24 protein-coding genes and 1 pseudogene are annotated in these 19,931 nt (G+C 62.1%); 8 read left to right on the top strand and 17 right to left on the bottom strand.

The features are described 5' to 3' along the window. Window positions 1–307: 307 nt before the first annotated feature. Window positions 308–1,342, top strand: a complete 1,035-nt coding sequence (locus NKG60_RS15970) for an NAD(P)H-dependent flavin oxidoreductase (RefSeq protein WP_352671800.1) — start codon at window positions 308–310, stop codon at window positions 1,340–1,342. A gap of 465 nt (window positions 1,343–1,807) precedes the next feature. Here the strand turns inward: NKG60_RS15970 and NKG60_RS15965 are convergent, their stop codons facing one another. The 4 genes from NKG60_RS15965 to NKG60_RS15950 all read right to left on the bottom strand — a co-directional run bounded on the left by NKG60_RS15965 (window position 1,808) and on the right by NKG60_RS15950 (window position 3,961). Further along, window positions 1,808–2,242, bottom strand: a complete 435-nt coding sequence (locus NKG60_RS15965) for an FKBP-type peptidyl-prolyl cis-trans isomerase (RefSeq protein ID WP_352975128.1) — start codon at window positions 2,240–2,242, stop codon at window positions 1,808–1,810. Window positions 2,243–2,455: 213 nt separating this feature from the next. Continuing rightward, a complete protein-coding gene (locus NKG60_RS15960; RefSeq protein WP_352670570.1) occupies window positions 2,456–3,181 on the bottom strand; it encodes an SDR family oxidoreductase in 726 nt (241 codons plus the stop codon). A gap of 36 nt (window positions 3,182–3,217) precedes the next feature. Further along, window positions 3,218–3,703 (bottom strand): VOC family protein, encoded by a 486-nt coding sequence (locus tag NKG60_RS15955; RefSeq protein WP_352670572.1) that lies wholly within the window; start codon window positions 3,701–3,703, stop codon window positions 3,218–3,220. Window positions 3,704–3,775: 72 nt separating this feature from the next. Next, a complete protein-coding gene (locus tag NKG60_RS15950) occupies window positions 3,776–3,961 on the bottom strand; it encodes a DUF1127 domain-containing protein (RefSeq protein ID WP_352975127.1) in 186 nt (61 codons plus the stop codon). A 205-nt stretch (window positions 3,962–4,166) separates the two neighbouring features. On the opposite strand from NKG60_RS15950, the gene NKG60_RS15945 reads away from it, so the two are divergent. Beyond that, entirely contained in the window at window positions 4,167–5,060 is an 894-nt protein-coding gene (locus NKG60_RS15945) for a transcriptional regulator GcvA (RefSeq protein WP_352670578.1), read from the top strand. A gap of 234 nt (window positions 5,061–5,294) precedes the next feature. Here the strand turns inward: NKG60_RS15945 and NKG60_RS15940 are convergent, their stop codons facing one another. The 5 genes from NKG60_RS15940 to NKG60_RS15920 form a co-directional block, all read right to left on the bottom strand. Beyond that, a complete protein-coding gene (locus NKG60_RS15940; protein WP_352670664.1) occupies window positions 5,295–5,768 on the bottom strand; it encodes a VOC family protein in 474 nt (157 codons plus the stop codon). Window positions 5,769–6,028: 260 nt separating this feature from the next. After that, the gene (locus NKG60_RS15935) at window positions 6,029–8,026 is read right to left on the bottom strand and encodes an ABC transporter ATP-binding protein/permease (RefSeq protein WP_352670580.1); all 1,998 of its coding nucleotides are present in this window, start codon (window positions 8,024–8,026) and stop codon (window positions 6,029–6,031) included. Between the two features lie 88 nt (window positions 8,027–8,114). Continuing rightward, complete coding sequence (locus NKG60_RS15930) at window positions 8,115–8,528, bottom strand: MAPEG family protein (RefSeq protein ID WP_352670582.1); 414 nt, start codon at window positions 8,526–8,528, stop codon at window positions 8,115–8,117. 73 nt (window positions 8,529–8,601) lie between these two features. Next, window positions 8,602–9,090, bottom strand: a complete 489-nt coding sequence (locus NKG60_RS15925; RefSeq protein WP_352670585.1) for an SRPBCC family protein — start codon at window positions 9,088–9,090, stop codon at window positions 8,602–8,604. Then, the gene (locus tag NKG60_RS15920; RefSeq protein WP_352670588.1) at window positions 9,087–9,404 is read right to left on the bottom strand and encodes an ArsR/SmtB family transcription factor; all 318 of its coding nucleotides are present in this window, start codon (window positions 9,402–9,404) and stop codon (window positions 9,087–9,089) included. The genes NKG60_RS15925 and NKG60_RS15920 overlap by 4 nt, the downstream gene beginning before the upstream one ends. 195 nt (window positions 9,405–9,599) lie before the next feature. Here NKG60_RS15920 and NKG60_RS15915 point away from each other — a divergent pair, with 195 nt between their 5' ends. Further along, window positions 9,600–9,890 carry a hypothetical protein gene (locus tag NKG60_RS15915; protein ID WP_352670590.1) on the top strand — a complete coding sequence of 97 codons (291 nt, stop codon included), beginning with the start codon at window positions 9,600–9,602 and terminating at the stop codon, window positions 9,888–9,890. Window positions 9,891–9,960: 70 nt separating this feature from the next. Here NKG60_RS15915 and NKG60_RS15910 read toward each other — a convergent pair. Then, window positions 9,961–10,236: pseudogene (locus tag NKG60_RS15910) on the bottom strand (hypothetical protein); the annotation flags it as partial. A gap of 199 nt (window positions 10,237–10,435) precedes the next feature. Between NKG60_RS15910 and arr the strand changes: the two are divergent. After that, window positions 10,436–10,843 (top strand): NAD(+)--rifampin ADP-ribosyltransferase, encoded by a 408-nt coding sequence (gene arr / locus NKG60_RS15905; RefSeq protein WP_502894906.1) that lies wholly within the window; start codon window positions 10,436–10,438, stop codon window positions 10,841–10,843. A 152-nt stretch (window positions 10,844–10,995) separates the two neighbouring features. On the opposite strand, the gene NKG60_RS15900 is transcribed toward arr, so the two are convergent. The 3 genes from NKG60_RS15900 to NKG60_RS15890 all read right to left on the bottom strand — a co-directional run bounded on the left by NKG60_RS15900 (window position 10,996) and on the right by NKG60_RS15890 (window position 14,121). Next, entirely contained in the window at window positions 10,996–11,733 is a 738-nt protein-coding gene (locus NKG60_RS15900; RefSeq protein ID WP_352975126.1) for a class I SAM-dependent DNA methyltransferase, read from the bottom strand. Window positions 11,734–11,809: 76 nt separating this feature from the next. Then, the gene (locus NKG60_RS15895; RefSeq protein WP_352670598.1) at window positions 11,810–13,120 is read right to left on the bottom strand and encodes a hemolysin family protein; all 1,311 of its coding nucleotides are present in this window, start codon (window positions 13,118–13,120) and stop codon (window positions 11,810–11,812) included. Between the two features lie 59 nt (window positions 13,121–13,179). Further along, window positions 13,180–14,121 (bottom strand): LysR family transcriptional regulator, encoded by a 942-nt coding sequence (locus NKG60_RS15890; protein WP_352670602.1) that lies wholly within the window; start codon window positions 14,119–14,121, stop codon window positions 13,180–13,182. 127 nt (window positions 14,122–14,248) lie between these two features. Here NKG60_RS15890 and NKG60_RS32265 point away from each other — a divergent pair, with 127 nt between their 5' ends. Together NKG60_RS32265 and NKG60_RS15885 are read left to right on the top strand one after the other, a co-directional pair. Next, window positions 14,249–14,626, top strand: coding sequence for an alcohol dehydrogenase catalytic domain-containing protein (locus tag NKG60_RS32265; RefSeq protein WP_502912306.1), 378 nt, complete (start codon window positions 14,249–14,251; stop codon window positions 14,624–14,626). Continuing rightward, a complete protein-coding gene (locus NKG60_RS15885) occupies window positions 14,556–15,053 on the top strand; it encodes a zinc-binding dehydrogenase (RefSeq protein WP_352975125.1) in 498 nt (165 codons plus the stop codon). Before NKG60_RS32265 ends, NKG60_RS15885 begins: the two co-directional genes overlap by 71 nt. A gap of 47 nt (window positions 15,054–15,100) precedes the next feature. On the opposite strand, the gene NKG60_RS15880 is transcribed toward NKG60_RS15885, so the two are convergent. From NKG60_RS15880 to NKG60_RS15865, 4 genes are all read right to left on the bottom strand, one after another. Continuing rightward, on the bottom strand, window positions 15,101–15,808 hold the full coding sequence (locus NKG60_RS15880; protein WP_352670606.1) for an LssY C-terminal domain-containing protein: 708 nt from the start codon (window positions 15,806–15,808) through the stop codon (window positions 15,101–15,103). A 66-nt stretch (window positions 15,809–15,874) separates the two neighbouring features. Beyond that, window positions 15,875–16,729: an extensin-like domain-containing protein gene (locus tag NKG60_RS15875; RefSeq protein WP_352670609.1), complete on the bottom strand. Its 855-nt coding sequence runs from the start codon at window positions 16,727–16,729 to the stop codon at window positions 15,875–15,877. 103 nt (window positions 16,730–16,832) lie between these two features. Next, window positions 16,833–17,378, bottom strand: a complete 546-nt coding sequence (locus NKG60_RS32260) for an extensin-like domain-containing protein (protein ID WP_502894907.1) — start codon at window positions 17,376–17,378, stop codon at window positions 16,833–16,835. A gap of 520 nt (window positions 17,379–17,898) precedes the next feature. Beyond that, window positions 17,899–18,324, bottom strand: a complete 426-nt coding sequence (locus NKG60_RS15865; RefSeq protein WP_352489072.1) for a DUF3775 domain-containing protein — start codon at window positions 18,322–18,324, stop codon at window positions 17,899–17,901. A gap of 236 nt (window positions 18,325–18,560) precedes the next feature. On the opposite strand from NKG60_RS15865, the gene NKG60_RS15860 reads away from it, so the two are divergent. Continuing rightward, window positions 18,561–19,100 (top strand): tetratricopeptide repeat protein, encoded by a 540-nt coding sequence (locus NKG60_RS15860; protein WP_352670614.1) that lies wholly within the window; start codon window positions 18,561–18,563, stop codon window positions 19,098–19,100. A 319-nt stretch (window positions 19,101–19,419) separates the two neighbouring features. After that, window positions 19,420–19,893: a transcription elongation factor GreA gene (greA, locus tag NKG60_RS15855; RefSeq protein ID WP_352670616.1), complete on the top strand. Its 474-nt coding sequence runs from the start codon at window positions 19,420–19,422 to the stop codon at window positions 19,891–19,893. Window positions 19,894–19,931: the final 38 nt, after the last annotated feature.

Here is a 19,931-nt window from a genome sequence, read left to right as displayed (position 1 = left end):
CGACGTTGGGTCGAACGCCACAAAAGCGGTGTGCCGCTCACACCATGGCGGGATAATTCCGGGATTATGTAGATGCCACCCCCGCCGGCCGCGCCCGGCGGCAGCTTTGCGGCCAGCAATGGAAGATCGTTGACCTTCGAAATGCGCTACTACCGGTCGTTGACATTAGGCTCGAATGTCAAGCAATAATATCCGCAGCGGACCACGCGGGATCGCACGTCAAAGAACACGTAGACCGTAGCGTGGCATTGTCGCGAGTGCATTCGAGCGCGAGTGTTCAAGCGCGTTCAGAAAACGAAGCACCTTCATGGATGCCGACGGACCGATTGTCACTCCTCTCACTCGCCTGCTCGGTATTCGCCATCCAATCGTGTCGGCCCCGATGGGGCGTGCATCACGGCCGGAACTTGCCGCAGCAGTGACCAACGCCGGGGGCCTCGGCGGGCTTGGGTTCAGTTGGGACAGCCCGCAGCGCATCGAAGAGCTAGTCGGTGCCGTGCGGCGGCTTACTGATGATGCTCCCTTCCTCGCCAACTTCGTCCTTGAATGGGATCAGCACCAGAGGATGGAAACTGCGCTATCGGCCGGCGCTCGGATCGTCTCTTTCTTCTGGGGTGACATCGCGCCCTACATGGATCGTGCAAAAGCCGCGGGTGCGCTGGTCGTTCACACCGTCGGGACTCCGGAAGAGGCGCGTAGATCAATTGATCTCGGTGTGGATATTCTGGTCGCGCAGGGCAATGAAGCCGGTGGTCACGTGTGGAGCCAGCTATCAACCATGGTGCTCGTGCCACTTGTGGCCGATGTGGCCGGGAAGGTGCCCGTTCTCGCGGCTGGTGGAATTGCCGATGGGCGAGGCCTTGCTGCGGCTCTCATGCTGGGCGCGTCAGGTGTATGGCTCGGCACACGGTTTCTTGCGTCGACTGAAGCGGCTTGTCACGCCGATTACAAGCGGCGTCTCATCGAAGCTGCCGCGAGTGACACGATCGAGACCACTCTTTTTGACGGAGGCTGGCCGGATGCACCGAGCCGCGTGCTGCGGAACCGCACGGTCGAGGCATGGGAAGCGGTGGGGCACCCCGAGTCCGGTTCGAGACCTGGGGAGGGCGAAGAGATTGGCCGCACTCCCGATGGCAACCCAGTGCGGCGCTACTCGTTCGCCAGCCTTCTCAGTGGAGGTCAGGGGGAAATCGACGACTTCGCCATTTACGCGGGCGAGTCCGTCGGATTGGTGCATGAGATTCTACCAGCGTCTGACATTGTCAGAGCCTTGATCGAGGATGCAGCACAGATCATGGCGCAGCGAGCCGGTCATCGCAGCGACTGCTCGACAAAGGGCTGAGAGGACGGCGTGGGTGTAATTCTGATGGGAGATTGAAGCAGTCGTGGCATACGAAGCTACGATCTTGTGGCGTCTGCTACATTATTCCGGATAGTTCCACGGAAGCAGCAAATCAACACAGATGAGCGCTGTCGCAAATTCGCACGCACTCACATGGCAGCCAATCATCAAGCCTCGCTAATCTACAAGATGGCGGTGTACTGAAAGTGCGCTAGCGTGCGAACTTCGACACGTGCGATAATGGGATTACAGTCTAGATCTCAAACTGAGACACTACGCTTCCACAGGTCCTGGAGACTGCGACGCTGAATTGGACATTCCAGATGCCGAATGTCTCTATGGGTTGCTGTAAGCTACACGATTTCCGCCGTCGCGGTCTTTCCCTCCGACAGGTGACGCATCGCCGGAACCGCCGGTCGAAATGCGTCACCCGAAAATCGTGGCGGATACGCGCTTTGCCGTGCCCTATGCCGCCTGAACGATCTCGACCAGTTCAACGTCGAACACCAGATCCCGTCCCGCTAACGGATGATTGCCGTCGAGCTTGACGCTGGTGTCGTCCACGCCGACGACTGTTACCGGCATCGGGCGCCCTTCTGGGGTTCTGACCTGCAATCGAGTGCCGATATCGACGTTGATGTTGTCTGGCACGCGGGCGCGATCGACGGTCATCACCGCTTCGGGGCGGTGGGGGCCATAGGCGGCGTCGGCGGGAATGGTGACGGTGCTTTTCGCGCCCGCCTCCATGCCCTCGACATGGGTTTCGAGACCGGCGATCACTTGTCCTTCACCCAACGTGAATTGCAGCGGTTCGTTGCCGGAAGAATCGAACTGAGTGCCGTCAGCCAGGCGGCCATTGTAATTGATGCGCACGGTGTCGCCATTCTTGGCCTGTGTCATGATAGCCATCCTTTGAAAGTTTCGAGGGGCCGGCCAAAGCTCACGGTCCCGTCCTCGATCATCCACGCACTCGGGTGCGCGGCGCGAAACGCTAAAACTAGGGACCTGGCTGCCGATGTAAACCCCGATTGAGCGACGCCGGCATGACCCGCCGACGTCCGCCGCCTTCGGCAGCAGTGCACCGGACTAGCGGTCGCGGTATGCAAATGGCGGCTAGATCAGGTTATGGCCGCCATCGATGCGGATTGTCTCGCCGGTCGTGAAGTCGCTTTCCATGAGATAGACATAGGCGGCGGCGACGCCCGCAGCGGTCGGAATTTTTCTGGATGGCAGCCGGGCAGCCATGTCGGCAAAGAAGCCGGATTTGGCTTCTCCAACGATGTCCCACATCGGTGTGTCTACCCATCCGGGCGACACGACATTGACGCGCGTCGGAGCCAGTTCGAGCGCCAGGGCGCGGGCGAAGTAGCTGAATGAACCGGCAATCGCGGCGACGACCGAGCCTCCCGGCACCGGCGGCCGATCCTTGTTTATTCCCGAGGTGAAGGTCATGGAGCCGCCGGCCTTCAGGGTGCTCACAGCGTGCTTGGAGAGCATGACGGCGCCAATCAGCTTGTTATCGACGAAGCGTCGCACAGCCTCCATGTCTGTACTGCCGATGGGATCGCCGGGCGGCAGTGTTCCGGCGGTCGATATCAGGTGATCGAAGGGACCGACCTCTTCGAACAGGCGAGCAACGTCTGCTTCGTTGGTCATGTCGGCGACCACGCTCGTCGCGCGGCCTGCATTGAGCGGCCGTTTGGCTGCCTGCAGTTTCTCGGGCGAGCGGCCGACGATCACGACCTTCGCTCCGCTGTTGAGAGCAGCTTCCGCGACGCCGAGACCGATGCCGGAGCTGCCGCCGACGACGATGACTTTCCTGTCCACGAGCGATGTCATTGGGGGTTCTCCATTCGTTTGCGATTTCGGTGAGGGTCAGGCCTTGCCGGCATAGGCGGCTTCGAGGTCGGCAATGATGATCTTGCGCATTCCATACATCGCCTGCCGGACGCGGTTGGCCTTTTCGCGGTCCGGGTCGCCACTGAGCCGCGGCAGGATTTCCGGGATGACCTGCCAATAGACGCCGAACTTGTCGGTAAGCCAGCCGCAGGGTTGTGCCCTGCCGCCGCCGGCGGTGAGCGCCTCATAGTAGTAGTCGGTCTCGGCCTGGTCCCTGGTCTCGACGTAGAGCGAGAGCCGCTCGTTGAAGGGCGGCTGCGGCCCGGCGTTGAGCGCTGTAAGGTGCAGGCCCTCGAGCTCGAAATCGAAGGTGGCATGCGGGACCGTCTTGTTGGTTCCGGACACCCAGTCGGTGTATTCGATCGTCTGGAGCGCTTTGCTGTTCTTGAAGACTGAGAGATAGAAATCGCGGGCTTGCTCCGCATTGGTGTTGAACCAGAGGAATGGGTGGATGGTGGCCATGTCCGTTCTCCGTTAATTCCTTGCGACAGCGATCTTTGGCGAAGAGCCTGTCCGCTGTTGCTTTCGTTCAGGCTAGCGGTGGTGCGACGGCCGATAGACCGAGCCGTCCCAGTCGCGGGCAAACCCGAGGTCTTCGAGCCGGCGGGCCGAGAAGCGTGCAATAAGCCGCTCGGTCCGGCGCCGGCTGCTCGAGGCGAGGATGCGGCCGGCCCTGCCGGCGAGGGCGTCGACGATAGGTTCAACTCGTTTGGGGTTCATGGTGCTCTCCCAGAGTGGCGGCAGTTTTGGTGTTGCAGTTACCCCTCGACTTTCATCAGCGAGAGTTTCAGTCACATCAAACCTGCCTTTGCAGCGGCGATGAGTGACTGAATACGCGAGCAAACATGCCGTCTTCCGACCTGGACGACAAACGACTTATCGGCGACAATGTGTGAGCAGTACTCACACATACAGATATCGATCCATGCCCCGGAAGCTGCCTCCCCTCACCACCTTGCCGAGCTTCGAGGCGGCGGCGCGCCTGTTGAGTTTCTCCAAGGCGGCAGAGGAACTTCATGTCACCCACGGCGCCGTCAGCCGGGCGATCAAGAACCTTGAGGATCAGCTCGGTGTGCAGCTGTTCGAGCGCGCTACGCGTTCGGTGAGCCTGACAGCCGTTGGCGAGCCCTATGCGCGGGCGGTGCGCGAGGTGCTCGACCAGTTGGCGGCCGCCACCGCTGCCGCAACAGCTCGCTATTCGAGCTCGACATTGAACGTCAGTACCTCCGATGGCTTCGCGGGGAGATGGCTGGTGCCGCGCCTCTACCGCTTTCACCGAGCACATGGCGACGTCGACGTGCGTGTTTCGACAAGCGGGAAGCTGACCAACTTCCTCGGCGACGGCATCGACGTCGCCGTCCGTTATGGCAGCGGGCACTATCCGGGGCTCACGTCAGAGTTCCTCACCGGCGAGGAGGTGTTTCCAGTGTGCAGCCCAAAGCTTCTTGAGGGTGCACGTCCGCTCCGAACGCCTCAGGACCTCAGACACCACACGCTGATCCGTGACAGCTTTCCGATCGACTGGGCGACCTGGCTGGCGAGCGCCGGGGTCGAGGGCGTGGACCCACGGAGCGGGATTACCTTCGACTCTGCCACCTTTGCCATGGAGTCGGCCGCACAGGGCGAGGGGGTGGTGCTCGGCCGGACCATGCTGGTTGCGGCCGACCTTGCCGCCGGGCGACTTGTCCGCCCCTTCGGCCACGCCCTGAAATCCCCCTCCAGCTTCTATCTCGTCTACCCGCCGGAGGCGATCCGTCAGCGCAAGGTCAAGGCTTTCCGGGATTGGCTGCTTTCAGAAGTCGCGCCGCAAATGGGTTGACGGGAAGACCGAGAAAACAGGATCGTCTACAGATCAAATCGAGCGGTTACTAGCTGCTCGCCCGAACTGCGGTGATGATCCAGGCACGCGAGTCGAAAAGCACCCGTCCGCGGTAAGCGGCATCGACGTCCAGGCTGTAGAAGACTGGTTCGTGGACTAGGACGGCATTCCTGGCGCCGCTCTGTTCGATGACCTCCTCGCCCGGGTTATGCACCGACTTCCACCCCCGGACTGTCAACCGCGCCGCGCCGCCTCGATCGCCGCGACGTCGATTTTCCTCATCTCCATCATCGCGTCGAATGCGCGCTTTGCTTCATCGCCGCCGGCGGCCATCGCTTCGGTCAGCACGCGCGGCGTGATTTGCCAGGAGATGCCCCATTTGTCCTTGCACCAACCGCACGCACTTTCCTGGCCGCCATTGCCGACGATGGCGTTCCAGTAGCGGTCGGTCTCCTGCTGATCGTCGGTGGCGATCTGGAAGGAGAAGGCTTCGTTGTGTTTGAACGCGGGCCCGCCATTAAGGCCGAGACAGGGGATGCCGGCGACTGTGAACTCGACCGTCAGCACGTCGCCCGCCTTGCCGGACGGGTAGTCGCTGGGGGCGCGGTGGACGGACTTCACCGAACTGTCGGGAAAAGTCTCGGCATAGAAGCGAGCCGCAGCCTCGGCGTCCTTGTCGTACCAAAGGCAGATCGTGTTCTTGGCGATTGTCATTGCTGGTCCCTTTGCTTTCGAAATCAATCTGGGCTTTTGAAATCAACCCGGGTTTTTCACAACCGGCCTCGGCGTTGCACCACGAACATGGAAATGCGCTCGTGCCATCGACGTTCCGACAGCAACACCTGCCCGGAATCAAGGTATCACGGCTGGTGCTTTCAGGACCAGATGCGGGCAGTGACTCGAATGGGCGATGGTCGGCCTGGTCCGACCGGCGGCCTCACTTTTTGTCTGGGGCAGCGCCGCTTTGCTCAAGGTCGCGCTGGCTTTCCGTTGGCGCGCCGTTGCCTCAGAAGGCGCATGAGCAAGTTCCGTCTGTCCTTGCGCGGGACGAGTTCGATATCGCTGACAAGTTTTGCGCCGCCTTTGTGCCGCTCCAATGTGATCTTGCGGCTATGGAAGGCTTCCAGCTCGGCGCGATGCGCTACGCTTATGATGGTGACCTTCGGCAATTCGCGAATAATCATCTCCATCATCTTGTCCTGGCTCTTCTCATCGAGCGCCGACGTTGCCTCATCCAGCACGATGATATCGGGGCGGTGCAGCAGAAGACGCGCGAAGGCGAGGCGCTGCTTTTCTCCACCCGACAAGGTCTGGTCCCATGGCGCGTCCTCCTCGATCCTGTCGTTGAGATAATCGAGCCCCACCTTGTCGAGGGCGGTCTTGATCTTATCCAGCGTCCAGTTGTCGGCGGCGCCTGGATAGGCGACCGCGCGGCGAAGCGTCCCGGTCGGGATGTAGGGCCGTTGCGGCAGCATGAACAACCGTCTGTCGGCGCGGATGTTGACGCTGCCGCTACCCCATGGCCACAGACCTGCGACGGCCCGCACCAGCGTGCTCTTGCCCGAGCCGGATTCGCCGGCCACGAGCACCCGTTCGCCCGGTTCGATCACGACCTCGGTTTCCTTGACCACGGCGGTGCCGTCGTCGAGCGACACGGAGAGATTGTTCAGGCTGAGCATTGCATCGCCGCCGGTTTCGCCGCGCTTTATGCGGCCCAGCGTGTTGCTCTGTTCCGCGCGCTCGAGCCCGTCGAGCGACATCATCAGCGAGGCGATGCGCCGTGCAGAGGCGTTCCAATCGGCGAGACGGGGGTAGTTGTCGACCAGCCATCCGAACGCGCCCTGCACGATGGCAAAGGCCGAGGCAGCCTGCATGACCTGTCCAAGTGTCATGCTGCCTTCGAGAAACTTTGGAGCGCAAAGCAAGACCGGCACGACGGGCGCAAACAGGCTCGACCCCTGCGACACCAGCGCCGTGCGCATGTGCTGGCCTGCAAGGAGCGCCCATTGCCGGAGCACATTGGCGAACGTCTTGTCGATGCCGCTGCGCTCCTCCTCCTCGCCGCCGAGCAATGCGATGCTCTCGCCGTTTTCCCGCACGCGCGTCAGCGTGTAGCGGAACTCGGCTTCCGCCTGATTTTTTCCCTCGGAGAGGCGGACGAAATGGCGGCCAATGACCGCCATCGAGGTGGACGTGATCGCGGCATAAAGCACCGCGGTGATGACAAGGAAGCCGGGAATGGTGACGGTCGAACCTGCGATCGGCAGGGTCAGCGCGCCGCCGATCGTCCACAGCACCACGATAAAGGTCGAGGCCGACAGAAATGCGACGATGACACCGGCGATGAAATCGACGGGCGATTCGGTGGCAATCCGCAAATCCTCGGCGATGCGGGCTTCGGGATTGCTGTGGTCGCCGCCGACGAGGTTCAGCTGATAGTAGCGGCCGCTCGCCAGCCAACGCGCGATGACCGCTGTGGTGAGCCAGGAGCGCCAGCGGCGCTGTATCCTCATGCGAAAGAAGACTTGTGCCACCACAAGGCTTGCACTTCCGAACACGAGTGGCAGGAACACGGCGCTCAGCCAATATACGGTATGGGCATCGCGTTGCTCGATGGCGTCGAAAATTGCGCGATTCCAGACATTGATCCCATACTGGAAGCCGACATTGGTGACGATCAGAACCAAAAGCCCGATCGTCAACGGCCAAGCGAGCTTGTCGCCACTGCTGCCCCAATAACCGCGCGCGCTGATCCAGAAGCGCTTAAGCAGGTATCTCTTGCGCGCCCGCTCGGCCTCTTCCGGTGTCAGCTCAGGATCGGGTTCGGTGACATCCGGCGGCGGCGCGGGCTCGCCGACGACCTCTGACGCGACTTCGAAGGTCGATTGTTTCTCGTGGCGCGACTTCTCGGCATCGCGCGATTGGGCGTCGTCAACCGATTTCGGCTTTAATTTAGCCTCGGGCATCCGGCGATAACGGCTTATAAATCAGAAGGTTTCATAGCGTCAGCCGCCGAGTGTCGCGAACTGCAGCCTCCACGGAGTGGCGCCAACGTTAATTGAGCGCTGTCCATCCAGTCACAAGAATAAGGGCAAACGTGACCAGCGCTCCAGAGACGTACAAGATCGTCCTGACACTACCTCCCTTGGCGGCGTTTCCGCCACGCAGGTAGACTCCCAGGTGGAGGAGGCGTATCGCCAGGTGGGTCCAGACCAATATCGCCAAAGTGGCCGCTCCGACGCCAACCATCATCGCTAGCGCCGCGGGCACGATAAAGGGCGCCAGTGCCTCGACCGAGTTCATGTGAACGCGGTCTATCCTATAGAGCCGATTGTCGTCGTCTGCCGGGACTACCGGTCCCGCCAGCGCTCCTGCAAATCCCTTGGACGAACCCGAGTAGACTGCCGATACTACCGATAGCAAACAGAGCACGAGCACGCCGAGAATGCTTAACCAATAGACTTCCATGTTGTCTCCGCTCCCTGGAATCGCAGTGAACCAGACGGTGCTTGCGAGTCATGCTCGCGAAGGCGCGGACGGTTCAGGCCGCCGCACCAGGGAAAAGGTCCTGGAACCGCCGCAGGTACAGCGGCCAGCCTTGATCGCTATCAACCCCAACGCGCACGCCCTCCCAGCCTTCGCCATGGCGTTCGAGGTTCCGGTGCTCGATCTCAACCCGGGTTCGGTTCTCCGTCTCAGCCGTGAACCTGACTTCCCATTCGCTGGTCTTGTTCAGGTCGCTCTCAATCTGCCACCGAGGACTGATGTCCCAGCTCAGAACCAGCCGGCCGGGGGGATCGTAAGCCAACACACGAGCCCAGCGGCATTCGCTGCCGTCCACGCCGCGATCGTAAACGTGACCCCCGACCCTGGGTTCGAAGATCGTCTCTGCGATCGGCACGGCAAGAAGATTGTGCTCGCGAGGTTTGAACCTCCCGAAACCCTCGGTGAAGACCTTGAAGGCACGCTCGATAGGTGCGTCGACAACGACGAAATGCTTTACGGGCGCGGTTGCAGGATACTTGCTCATGGCTGGTCCTTCTTTGGATGCTCGACTGCCAATTTGTAGCCTGCCAGGGTCTTGCTCCAGAACTCATCGATTTCCGCGCGCAGACTTGCCAGGCCGTTCGGATCGATACGGTATATTCGTTCCTTGCCAGAGCGCGTGTCGGCCACGAGCCCGGCATCCTTGAGTACTTTCAAGTGCTGAGAGACCGCCGGCCTGGTCACAGGCAGCACACGAGCAAGTCCGCTGACCGAACAAGGCTGTTCGACCAACAGTTCGAATATCGTGCGCCTCGTCGAGTCTCCGAGCGCTGTCCAATGTTTCGCGTTAGTGGCCACTAACGCGAACTTAAATCGATGGGGCCTGCGCTGTCAACCTGGAGGGTCGACGGTGCGGAATTCAGCCCCGGTCGGACCCTGTCGGTTAACGGGAAAAACTGTTGCTCGCGTCTTCGGAATTGCTCACGTGCCGGCGCTGAATTCCGGAACAAGGGTGCGATTTTGCCGTTGAGCCAGAAACTGGAAGCGACCTGCATGTCCAAATTGCCGAATGAAGAGATCGAGGGACGGCTGAACGCCCATCGCGAGACTTTGGCGCTGGTCGTCGCGCTGCTTGCTAGCCTCGATACGGCACCCGAGCGAATATGGGCCGAACTGGAGGCACGTTTTCAGTTTCAGAACAGTCAGGAGGACCCTGGCGTCCTGCCGAGCAGCGCATTCGCCATCGAAGCTGCGAAGATGCGGGAGTTCAAGCTGATCGCCGAAGAGGCGCGGGCGCGCAATGCGGAATGGAACGGCCGGGACAAGCCACAGGGCGCCAGCTGAAACTCCGGCGAGTGGTTGCAGGACCGGCTATTTTGCGGTGACTGAGCAGCGTCAGCTTTGCTGCAAAAAATGCACGCACCAACTCTTGCCATTCCTCGTCAAGCGTTAAGGTCGACGGCGCCGCATTGCTGCGGCGATACCAGTATTCCGCATTCGACTGGTCGCCTTCCTTGCGGTGGAGGTAGGCATGCACGTGCATGCCCGCCGTATCGTCGCGCTGCTGCGCGCACTCGTGCGCCTTAGCCCAATCGCCCTTTGCATCCCACCACAGCGCCTGCAGGGCAGGGCTCAAGCCGGCTGGAGGCTGTGGTTTGGCAATCGAATCCCTGAAGGCTTGCAGATCCATTTTTCACCATAGCGACGGTACAGGGCGCCGATAATAACCGCGCCGGCAGCCGACGGCTAGCGCGCATCGGGCGGGATGACCGGAATGGGTGTCGGAAGCCGATAACCGCGCGGCCAGACGCTTGATTCGATGACATGCATGACATAGTGCGCGCCACGACGCCATGCTGCCTGAGACAACGAGGATGAGTAGCGAGCCGATGACAGCCTCCGACAAGCCGCGCCAATTCTACCACGGCACCCGGGCCGACCTTAAACCGGGAGACCTGATCGAAGCCGGTTACAGCTCCAATTACGGCGCGCGAAAGCAGGCAGGCTGGGTCTATCTGACCGGCACTCTGGACGCGGCTATCTGGGGTGCAGAACTGGCCGCCGGTGACGGACGCGAAAGGATCTACGTCGTGGAGCCAACCGGCCCGATCATCGACGACCCCAATCTTACGGACAAGAAATTTCCCGGCAATCCGACGCAGTCCTATCGCTGTCGCGAGCCGCTCAGGATCACGGGCGAGGTCACCGAGTGGCAGGGCCACTCGCCCGAGAGGCTGAAAGAGATGAAGGACCATCTCGAACGGCTGAAGGCGCAGGGCATCGAGGCGATCGATTGATCGCGAAGTCCTGCGATTGCCAAGATTGACCTGGCTGACGGTCGGCGGCAGTCTCATTTCTGCGTCGCAGCCGCCGCGAAATACGGCTCCACGTCCGCAATGGGTCCGTGAGTTGTCGTTCCTTGCACGGGCTGGAGAGCGGATGCTTCCTTTCATCTCGCCGCGAACGTAACGATCTCGGGGCTCGAAGGGCCAAGCGGGCTGCCGTCAAAGCCGCCGAATTGCTGTTCGATCCGTAGCCCTGCGTTCCCCAGCAGGCTCGATAAGGCGTCCGTGTCGAGGAAGCGCAAGGTGCTGCGACTAACTTGCGGAAGGCTCGGATGCTTTCCGCCGAACCTGTGGGTGAATGTCACCGTCTGTCCGTCGAACGGTATGATCACCTCTGTTGTGATCTGCACCAGAGATCCGTCAGGTAGCTCAACGACGACCGCATTTTCGGGTGTCCAGCGTTCCCACGCCCGCACCGAAGGGTTCCGCGTTTCGAACGCGAAGCATCCGCCTGGCACAAGGGCGTGTCGCGCAGCCGCCATGAAATCCCCCAGGTCTTCGTCGCTGACAAGGGCCTGGAATGCGTGCCCCGTCATCACAATGAGATCAAACTCGGCTGTCCAGGCGGCCGATTGGAGATCGCCGAGGACCCATTCGATATCCGTGCGCGTTCGTGCGCGATTCAACACGCCGGGTGCTGGGTCGATGCCGCAGAGCCGCCCTGAATGTCCGGCCAGGCGTGCCTCGTGAAGGAGGGTGCCCGTTCCACATCCGACATCAAGCACCGCGTCTGCTGTTAGAATGCGGGGCAGGTAGAAATCATAGTCGTCGCGCGCAGATCTCGGGTGCCAGGCATCGTAGACGGCAGCGAGATATGAGTCGGCGAAAAGGTGGTCGACCATAGGCGGTATTCCCAATCAACTTTGACTGTGCGAGCGGTGTCGCCGCGAGCATTTAGCCCATAAGTCGCGTCGCTCGTTACCGCACGACCTCGCGGTGGCCGCCGGGCAGGCGGGTGGCGATGAGCTTGTCGATGCGGCGGCCGTCGAGGTCGACGACCTCGAAGCGCCAGCCTTGCGCGTCGACACATTCGCCGGTCGCCGGCAGATGGTGCAAATGCGACAGCACATAGCCGGCGACGGTTTCGTAATCGCGGTTCTCGGGCAGGTCGATGCCGAGGACCTCCGCCATCTCGTCGGCCTGCATGTAGCCGGCGAGCAGCCATGAGCCGTCCTCGCGCTTGACGGCGTTTTCCTCTTCGCCGGCATCGAGATCAGAACGGAAGACGCCGGTAATCGCTTCCAGTATGTCGGCCGGGGTGACGATGCCTTCGAAATGGCCGTATTCGTCATGTACCAGCGCCATCGGCACGTCGGATTCCTTCAGCGTCGCAAGCACGTCCAGCGCATCGGCCTGGTCATGCACGATTGGGGCCGTGCGCACGTGCCGGCGCGGGTCGAGAGCGCGACCGCCGAGCATCGCCGCCAGCACGTCGCGGGTCTGGACGACGCCGATCATGGCGTCGACGCCGCCGTCGCCGGCCGGTAGGCGCGAATGCTGGGTGTCCATCAGCAGCTTCCTGATGGCCGCCTCGTCGGACTGCAGATTGATCCAGTCGACCTCGGTGCGCGGCGTCATCACCGCGCGCACGGCACGGTCGCCGAGCCGCATGACGCCGGCGATCATGCGCCGTTCGTCGGATTCGATGGTGCCGTGGTGCTCAGCTTCCGCGACCAGCATCTTGATCTCCTCGTCGGTGACCTTATCCTCGCTCTGACCGTGCTGGCCAAGCAGCCACAGCAGGGCGCGGCCGGAAAAATCGAGCAGGAAGACCAGCGGCGCCGAAACGCTGGCGAGGATGGTCATCGCCGGAGCGACCCTGACGGCGACCCGTTCGGGGTCGCGCAATGCGATCTGCTTGGGCACCAGTTCGCCGATGACTAGCGAGCCATAGGTGATGATGGCGACGACAATGCCGACACCGAGCGGGTCGGCGAGGCTTTCGCGGACGCCGGCCGACGCCAGGAAGGTGGCCAGCCGCTCGCCGAGCGTGGCGCCGGAAAACGCGCCGGACAGGACGCCGACCAAAGTGATGCCGATCTGCACCGAGGACAGGAACTTTCCCGGATTGGCGCCGAGCGCCAGAGCCCGGCCGGCGCCCTTGACGTTGCGGTCGATCATCGTCTTGAGGCGCGCCGGCCGCGACGAGACGATGGCGAGCTCGGACATCGACAGAAGGCCGTTCACGCAGATGAGGACGACCACGATGGCAATTTCAGCATAAAGCATGCCGGGTCCATAGCATTGCCGCGCGGTTTTCGAAAATAGGACGGTCGCGCTTTTTAAATTTAGCGAGCGGAGCAGTGAGGCGGCACCCATCCGGCATCCCACGGCGGTGCGGAAAAATGCTCGATCAGGGCGTCTACGACGACGCGCACCTTTGGCGCGAGGTTGCGTGTTACCGGCCAGATGGCATGCACCACGGTGTTTTCGACAAGACGGTCCGACAGGACCATTTCGAGTTCGCCGCGCCTGATGCTGTCGGCCGTCAGCCATGTCGGCAGATAGACGATGCCGCAGCCGGCCAGTACCGCATCGAGCATCGGTTCGCCGTGGCCGAGCACCAGCCGCGCCCTGGGCGCGAACTTTTCGAGGCGGCCGTCGGCATGCCTCACGGTCCAGGGATGGACCGTGCCGTCGCGGCCGTAGCCGATGAGGCTGTGCCTGGCCAGGTCCTCGATCGATTGCGGCCTGCCATGGGCGTCGAGATAGGCGGGGGCGGCGCAGATGGCCGAACGTTGGGCATAGATGCGGCGCGCGGCGATCGACAAGCTGTCGTCGAGGTCGCCCATGCGCACCGCCAGGTCGATGCCTTCCTCGATCAGGTCGACGCGCCGGTCGTTGAACGAGATTTCCATCGTCAGGTCCGGGAATTTCTTGGAAATGTCGAACAGCAGCGGGGCGACGCACCGGCGGCCAAAAGCCAAAGGCAGGTCGACGCGCAGCCGGCCGGAAGGCACCTGCTTGCGCGATGCCAACAGCGACTGGGCGGCTTCGATCTCGGCCAATGCCCTGACGCAGGCTTCGTAATAGCTCAGGCCCTCACTGGTCGGGCTGAGGCTGCGGGTGGTGCGGTTGAGCAGGCGAACGCCCAATCGCTGTTCCAGCTGCGCGATCGACTTGCCGACCGCCGATTTCGTGACATGCAGCCGCGCGCCGGCGCCGGTGAAGCTGCCGGCCTCCACCGCGTGAACGAATGCGACGATGCCTTGCAAATTGGCCGATTCCAATAAAGCGCCCCTATTGTAGAGTTTTGCTCCTTAATCTGTTGCAGAACATGCCACATGGAAGCACTTTTCTCCATAGTGAAACGGCGTAAATGTCTCGCGCAGCCATCAACCACGGAGCGCGAACCAAATGAGCACCGAAAACAGATCCTGGCAGATGAACGGTTTCGGCCTGTCCAGGTTGAAGCCGGCTGAGGGAAAGCTGCCCCAACCCGGACCGCATGATCTGCTGGTACGCGTCACAGCGGTATCGCTGAATTACAAGGACAGGATGATCGTCGATGGCGTGCTGATACCGGACCTCAGCTTTCCGTTCGTGCCGACATCGGACGCGGTAGGCGAAGTGGTCGATCGCGGCGCTGACGGCGTGGTTCGCGCTGGTCGAGGCGGCCAAGCCGATCCCGGGCGAAACCGTTCTCATCCAGGGCACCGGCGGCGTGTCGCTGTTTGCGCTGCAATTTGCCGCCGCCTTCGGCCTGCGCGCCATCGTCATCTCGAGCAGCGATGAGAAGCTCGAGCGGGCGAAGGCGCTCGGCGCCTGGAAGGGGATCAATTATCGCAGCCAGCCGGCATGGGACGAGGCGTCGCGCGAACTGACAAACGGGGCCGGCGTCAGCCATGTGCTGGAAATGGTCGGCGGCGACAATGCGCGGCGCTCGCTCAATGCGCTGGGCGCCGACGGCAGGCTGTCGCTCATCGGCCTTCTCGGCAGCATGGAGCTCAGTTTCCCGATCATTCCGTTCCTGCGCAACCGGATCGTCGTACAAGGCATATCGATCGGCCACCGCCGCGCTTTCGAGCGAATGAACCAGGCGATCGAGACGCTCACGATCAAGCCGGTGATCGACAAGGTGTTTGGCTTCGACGATGTGCCGCAGGCATTTGAGCGTCTGGAGACAGGACCGTTCGGCAAGATCGTGATCACCGTGCCCTGAGCCCGTTGGGACGAAATGGCTGTCAGACGGGAAGGCCGATTGCGCGCCTACGGCAGTTGCAGCAGGACGCCGATGATGGCCTTGCCGTCGGTGAAATAGGGATCGCCTTCGCCGTTGCGCCCGGTCTTTGTGGCGCCGACGCCTGGTATCTCGCTGGTCGAGATCAGCATGCCGGCGGCGGAGAGGTCGCGCATCAGCGCATCGCGCTCGGCGTCGATGTCGGGGCCGATATGATGGGTGATCGCGCCGGTGTCATGGCTGAGGCCGACGCCGCGGTCGAAGCTTGCCGAGCCAAGCCAAAGCGGCCGGCCGTCGTCTCCGGTTGAATCGGTCTGCCAGAAGCGGACGTGGTGGCGCCGGTCGGCGCTGTCGCCGACCGGTTTTTCGAAGGCGAGGTCCTGGGCGCGGCCTTCGAACAGCAGCCGACTGACCGGCGCGTCGGGATAGGGGCGGTTAAACAGCACGCTTTCGCCGATCTCGATGGCGGTCTTCAGCGTGATGGCGTCTGCCGTATCCCAGCCGGCGACGGCAAAAGCATGGACAAGCTCCTTCTTCGTGCCGACCAGGCCGACATTGATGGGATCGCCCGGAATGCCTTGCGGCGTGTGCGTCACCATCTCGAATTGCTGATTGCGAAAATTGCGGTCCCGCAACGTCCAGAACTCAGGCGCGGCGAAATAGGCGAGCGAAAGATAAGCGGCACAGCATGCCACCAACCAGGTCGTCGCACGTCGTCGAAGGCTTCGTTGGCTCAAGAGGCACCACCCAAGCGTCTGCGCATCATCTTAATCGGCGCAGCAGGTCTTGGGCAGGGGCTGCAATCAGCGGCAGGCGCGGTAGCCGTTCTTGCGGTTCTTGATGTCGAAATGGAAATGGTTGCGGTGATCGTAATTGTAGCCGGGGCCGAGCACAGTGGTGAAATACTGGCAGCCGTCGGCGCGCACATTGTTGAGGAAGCCGCGTGTGCGGAAGGCGAACAGGCCGGGTTTGCGGACGTCGATGTCGTCGCCATTGTTGAGCTCGATGCTCATTACGTCGAGCGCATTGCCCTTGCCGTGTTCCGACAAAACACCTTCGCCGGCAATCCTGCGGCAGGAATAGCTCGAGCCCTGGTGGATGGTCTTGACGCCTGAGAAATAGCGCCAGCGGGCCGACGGGACGAGTTCGTTCCTGGTCCAGCCGGCAAAGGTGGCGGCCATGTCGCAGGTCAGCGTCGCGGCCGGCTTCATCTCGACGCTGCCGATGGCCGAGATCTTGACCGGATAATCGATTCCGCACTGGCCTTCGTGGATCGGCGCAACGTCGGTGTAGACGACGCCGAGGCGCTTCAGTTCCTTGCGGCAATCGATCTCCGTGGCCGGCATCTGTTCGGTCGGCGACATCGGGTTATCCATACGCGGATAGGCGGCCGTCATATAGGGGTTGGACGGGACGAGGCGCTGCATACCCGAATATTCCGGGCCGGAATCTTGTGGGCCGGAATATTGTGGGTCGGAATTGGGCGGGACGGCAGCGGTCTGGCTGCCGACATCGACGGCCGGCTGCAGCGACAGGACGCTGCCGGTGTTGCAGGCCGAGACCGCCGCAATGGCAAGCAGGGCGGCAAGCCTGCCGGCTATGCGCGCGCATTCTGTGTGCCGCGCAGCGGCAAACGCAGCGCGAAGTAGCCCGGCCATCGGAAGGGTTCCTGTCCCCAGATGGCACAGACTCTAAACCTGAAGAGTAAAGGAAAAATCAGCGGCGCCGTTCACGCCTGCGGCCAAATTGCGGCGCCCGCCATCATTTGCAAAACGTGCCGCCATTGCGGCGCGGTTCGAGGTCGAAGTGGAGATGCAGCGAATGATCGGCATCGCTGCCGGGGCCAAGCACGGTCTTGAACGGCCCGCAGGCCGCCTTGCGCACTGTATCCAGGAATTTCGCGTCCTTCTCTGGCGGCGCTGCACCAACATCGATCTCCTTCCCGTCGGAGAGCGTGAAGCTGGCGATGTCGAGCGCGTTGCCGAAGGCGTGCTCCGACAGTTTGCCGCCGGCGTGGCGCGGGCGGCAGACGAAGGCGGAGGCCTGGCCGATCGATTTGATATCCGTGCCGAACTCGGCCTTTGCAGCAGGCTGGATGACCGAAGCAGCAAAGCGTGCGGCCGCTTCCGCCATCTGGCAATTGAGCTCGGGGTCCGGGCCGATGGCGATGGATTTGCCGAGGGTCTTCAGCACGATCGGGTAAGGGATCGAGCAACCGACCGCCGTATCATGCTCGGGTTTGCGCTCCTCGAAATCGACGCCCATCGATTTCAGCCGCCTGCGGCAGGCCAATTCCTCCGCCGGCATTTCTTTCCCGGCAATGGCAGCCGATCGAGGATCTGGAATGATTTTTTGCTCCTCTTTTTTCTCCCCCGCCTCGGCCGGTTTTTCTGAAGGGTTCAGTGGGCTTGCCGGTGGCTCTGCCTGTGCCGGCTTTTCAGGAGGTTTTGGGGCGGTCGCCGGCGGTTCCGGCTGCTCCGTCTTGGGCTGGCCGTTTTGCGGCTGGCCGTTCCGGGACTGACCGCTTTGCGGCTGAGTGGCCTGGGGCGGCTCAGCCGCCGGGGCATCCGCCGGGCGCGGTTCGGGGACCGGGATCTCGGTTGGTGGCGGCGGAGTGACTTGCTGGTTGAGCTGCGGAACCGGTGCAGTTTGCGGCAGCTCGGGCGCCTTGGCTAAAACGGGTCCCGCCAGCGGCGTAGCCGCAGCGGCCAGCAGCAATCTGCGCATTTTGGAAAAACCTAGCGCCGCCATTACGTCGCAACGGCCAGAATGCAGGGAAGTTGCCTTGGGCGAGGGGGGCGGCCGATCACAATCGGTAACCGCGCCGTCACGCGCCGATCGCTTCCAGGCCTTCCTCGAGCCAGTCGGCCAGCAGCGGCATGCCGAGCAGATATTTTGCCGTGCGCTTGTTGGCGCGCTCGCGGGCGGCGGTCAGCGCGTCCATCCATTCCGTCGCGTCATAGTCGCCGCGGCCGACCCAGGCCAACGCAATCAGTTCGGCCGCTTCGTCGACATTGAGATCGTCGATCAGCTCGCGCAGTTCTTCTTCGGTGAGATCTTCGGAGCTTTCCTCGGCAAGGCCGTCATGATGGTGGTTGTCGTGCGCGTTGCCGTCGAGCTCTACCTCGTGCTCGGCGCCGTCGGCATAGTCTTCGTTGACGGCGGCGCTGAGCGCCTTCGCCTTCAGGATGAACAGACGCACGGTGTCGGGACCGATCGAAAGCTCCCAGTCTCGTTCAACGCGCTGCTGCACCGGCCGTCTCCCTGCTTCGTGCTCGGTCGGCCCGATGATAGCGGATTTGCAGCGCTCGTCACGTTATCTTGCGCGTCGGCGTTAATCGTGAAGCATGATTTCCGATGCGCTCCGTTCCCGGGATAAGATGCCTTCCTGGGAGAGATCGCGGTTTTGAGATAGGATGGCATTTTCCGGGGACGAAACGGCTTCGGCCCGGCGTTAGTGTTGCATTGTCAGGTTCAAAGGAGAGTTCGATGCGCAGACGATTGCTGATTTACGCCATGGCCATCGCCGCCCTGCCGCTGATTGCGGCTCCGGCGTTTTCGGCTGGTGAAGGCGGGGGAGGCGGCAGCGATGGCGGCCAGAGCCAGTGCAAGAAGGGGCAGGTCTGGGACAAGAAGCAGAAGAAATGTGTCTCGCCAAAGCAAGGCATGCTGGACGACGACAGCATCTATGATGCCGGTCGCGCGCTGGCGATGGATGGACGCTATGACGAGGCGATCGCCGTGCTCAGCCTCGCCGCCAACAAGCAGGACCCGCGCATCCTCAACTATCTCGGCTATTCGCATCGCCATTCCGGCCGTGTCACCGTTGGCCTCGGCTACTACGAGGAAGCGCTGCGCATCGACCCGAATTACACGCTGGTACGCGAATATCTCGGCGAGGCGCACTTGCAGATTGGCGATCTTGCCGGCGCCCAGGAACAGCTCCGCGAAATCGAGAAGCGCACGGGCAAGGGATCTCGCGAATACGGCATGCTGTCGGAGCAGATCGATCATTTCATGAGGAGCTGATCCGACCTCCGGAACGCTGCTCATAACCGGCTGTGAGCGATCGCAGCCGGTTTTTTGCTGTGCTGGAATGCTGCCCCGAACCCGGAATTTGGCATCACGGCGCACCTGATGCGCTCCTTGACGTTAGGTCAGCTGCCCAATCGGTGGATGATTTTTCAAAATCCGACTTTTTGGACGTGAAAAACCCGCGAAGATTGCTATATCTTGCAAGATTGTGGTGAGACGGTTCCGTTAGCGAGGCTGCCGGACCGTTTTCTTTTTGTACCATCGACAAGGTCGCTCCCGATCGCGGGGGCGGCGGCAGGAAAGGTCAGGCATTATGAACAAGGTCCCGATGACAGGCGAGGGGTTCGCGTCATTGAAGGAAGAACTGCGCTGGCGCCAGCAACAGGAGCGGCCGCGTATCATCGAGGCGATTTCCGAAGCGCGCTCGCATGGCGACCTCTCCGAAAATGCCGAATATCACGCGGCAAAAGAGGCACAGAGCCTCAACGAGGGCCGGGTCAACGAACTCGAGGACCTGATCGCGCGGGCCGAGGTGATCGACATCACCAAGCTCAGCGGCGACAAGGTCAAGTTCGGCGCCACCGTGGTGCTGGTCGATGAGGATACCGAGGAGAAAAAGACCTACCAGATCGTCGGCGACCAGGAAGCGGACGTGAAGTCCGGCCGCATCTCGATCTCCTCGCCGATCGCGCGTGCCCTGATCGGTAAGGAAGTCGGCGACGCCATCGAGGTCAACGCACCGGGCGGCGCCAGGGGCTACGAGATCGTCCAGGTGCAGTTCATCTAGGACCTTTTGATAATTCTACTCTGGCGGCCGACTAGCGC

Origin of the sequence: Mesorhizobium sp. M1428 (assembly GCF_040317515.1) — a bacterium.
Lineage (GTDB): Bacteria > Pseudomonadota > Alphaproteobacteria > Rhizobiales > Rhizobiaceae > Mesorhizobium.
Note: the sequence above shows the minus strand (reverse complement) of the source record. Positions and strands in the feature narration are given on the sequence as shown.

What these genes read in the sequence shown, in the direction of transcription:
- NKG60_RS15970 (WP_352671800.1), top strand. Translation starts at nt 308, where the DNA reads ATGGATGCCGACGGACCGATTGTCACTCCTCTCACTCGCCTGCTCGGT.
- NKG60_RS15965 (WP_352975128.1), bottom strand. Translation starts at nt 2,242, where the DNA reads ATGACACAGGCCAAGAATGGCGACACCGTGCGCATCAATTACAATGGC.
- NKG60_RS15960 (WP_352670570.1), bottom strand. Translation starts at nt 3,181, where the DNA reads ATGACATCGCTCGTGGACAGGAAAGTCATCGTCGTCGGCGGCAGCTCC.
- NKG60_RS15955 (WP_352670572.1), bottom strand. Translation starts at nt 3,703, where the DNA reads ATGGCCACCATCCACCCATTCCTCTGGTTCAACACCAATGCGGAGCAA.
- NKG60_RS15950 (WP_352975127.1), bottom strand. Translation starts at nt 3,961, where the DNA reads ATGAACCCCAAACGAGTTGAACCTATCGTCGACGCCCTCGCCGGCAGG.
- NKG60_RS15945 (WP_352670578.1), top strand. Translation starts at nt 4,167, where the DNA reads ATGCCCCGGAAGCTGCCTCCCCTCACCACCTTGCCGAGCTTCGAGGCG.
- NKG60_RS15935 (WP_352670580.1), bottom strand. Translation starts at nt 8,026, where the DNA reads ATGCCCGAGGCTAAATTAAAGCCGAAATCGGTTGACGACGCCCAATCG.
- NKG60_RS15930 (WP_352670582.1), bottom strand. Translation starts at nt 8,528, where the DNA reads ATGGAAGTCTATTGGTTAAGCATTCTCGGCGTGCTCGTGCTCTGTTTG.
- NKG60_RS15925 (WP_352670585.1), bottom strand. Translation starts at nt 9,090, where the DNA reads ATGAGCAAGTATCCTGCAACCGCGCCCGTAAAGCATTTCGTCGTTGTC.
- NKG60_RS15915 (WP_352670590.1), top strand. Translation starts at nt 9,600, where the DNA reads ATGTCCAAATTGCCGAATGAAGAGATCGAGGGACGGCTGAACGCCCAT.
- arr (WP_502894906.1), top strand. Translation starts at nt 10,436, where the DNA reads ATGACAGCCTCCGACAAGCCGCGCCAATTCTACCACGGCACCCGGGCC.
- NKG60_RS15900 (WP_352975126.1), bottom strand. Translation starts at nt 11,733, where the DNA reads ATGGTCGACCACCTTTTCGCCGACTCATATCTCGCTGCCGTCTACGAT.
- NKG60_RS15895 (WP_352670598.1), bottom strand. Translation starts at nt 13,120, where the DNA reads ATGCTTTATGCTGAAATTGCCATCGTGGTCGTCCTCATCTGCGTGAAC.
- NKG60_RS32265 (WP_502912306.1), top strand. Translation starts at nt 14,249, where the DNA reads ATGAGCACCGAAAACAGATCCTGGCAGATGAACGGTTTCGGCCTGTCC.
- NKG60_RS15875 (WP_352670609.1), bottom strand. Translation starts at nt 16,729, where the DNA reads ATGGCCGGGCTACTTCGCGCTGCGTTTGCCGCTGCGCGGCACACAGAA.
- NKG60_RS32260 (WP_502894907.1), bottom strand. Translation starts at nt 17,378, where the DNA reads ATGCCGGCGGAGGAATTGGCCTGCCGCAGGCGGCTGAAATCGATGGGC.
- NKG60_RS15860 (WP_352670614.1), top strand. Translation starts at nt 18,561, where the DNA reads ATGCGCAGACGATTGCTGATTTACGCCATGGCCATCGCCGCCCTGCCG.
- greA (WP_352670616.1), top strand. Translation starts at nt 19,420, where the DNA reads ATGAACAAGGTCCCGATGACAGGCGAGGGGTTCGCGTCATTGAAGGAA.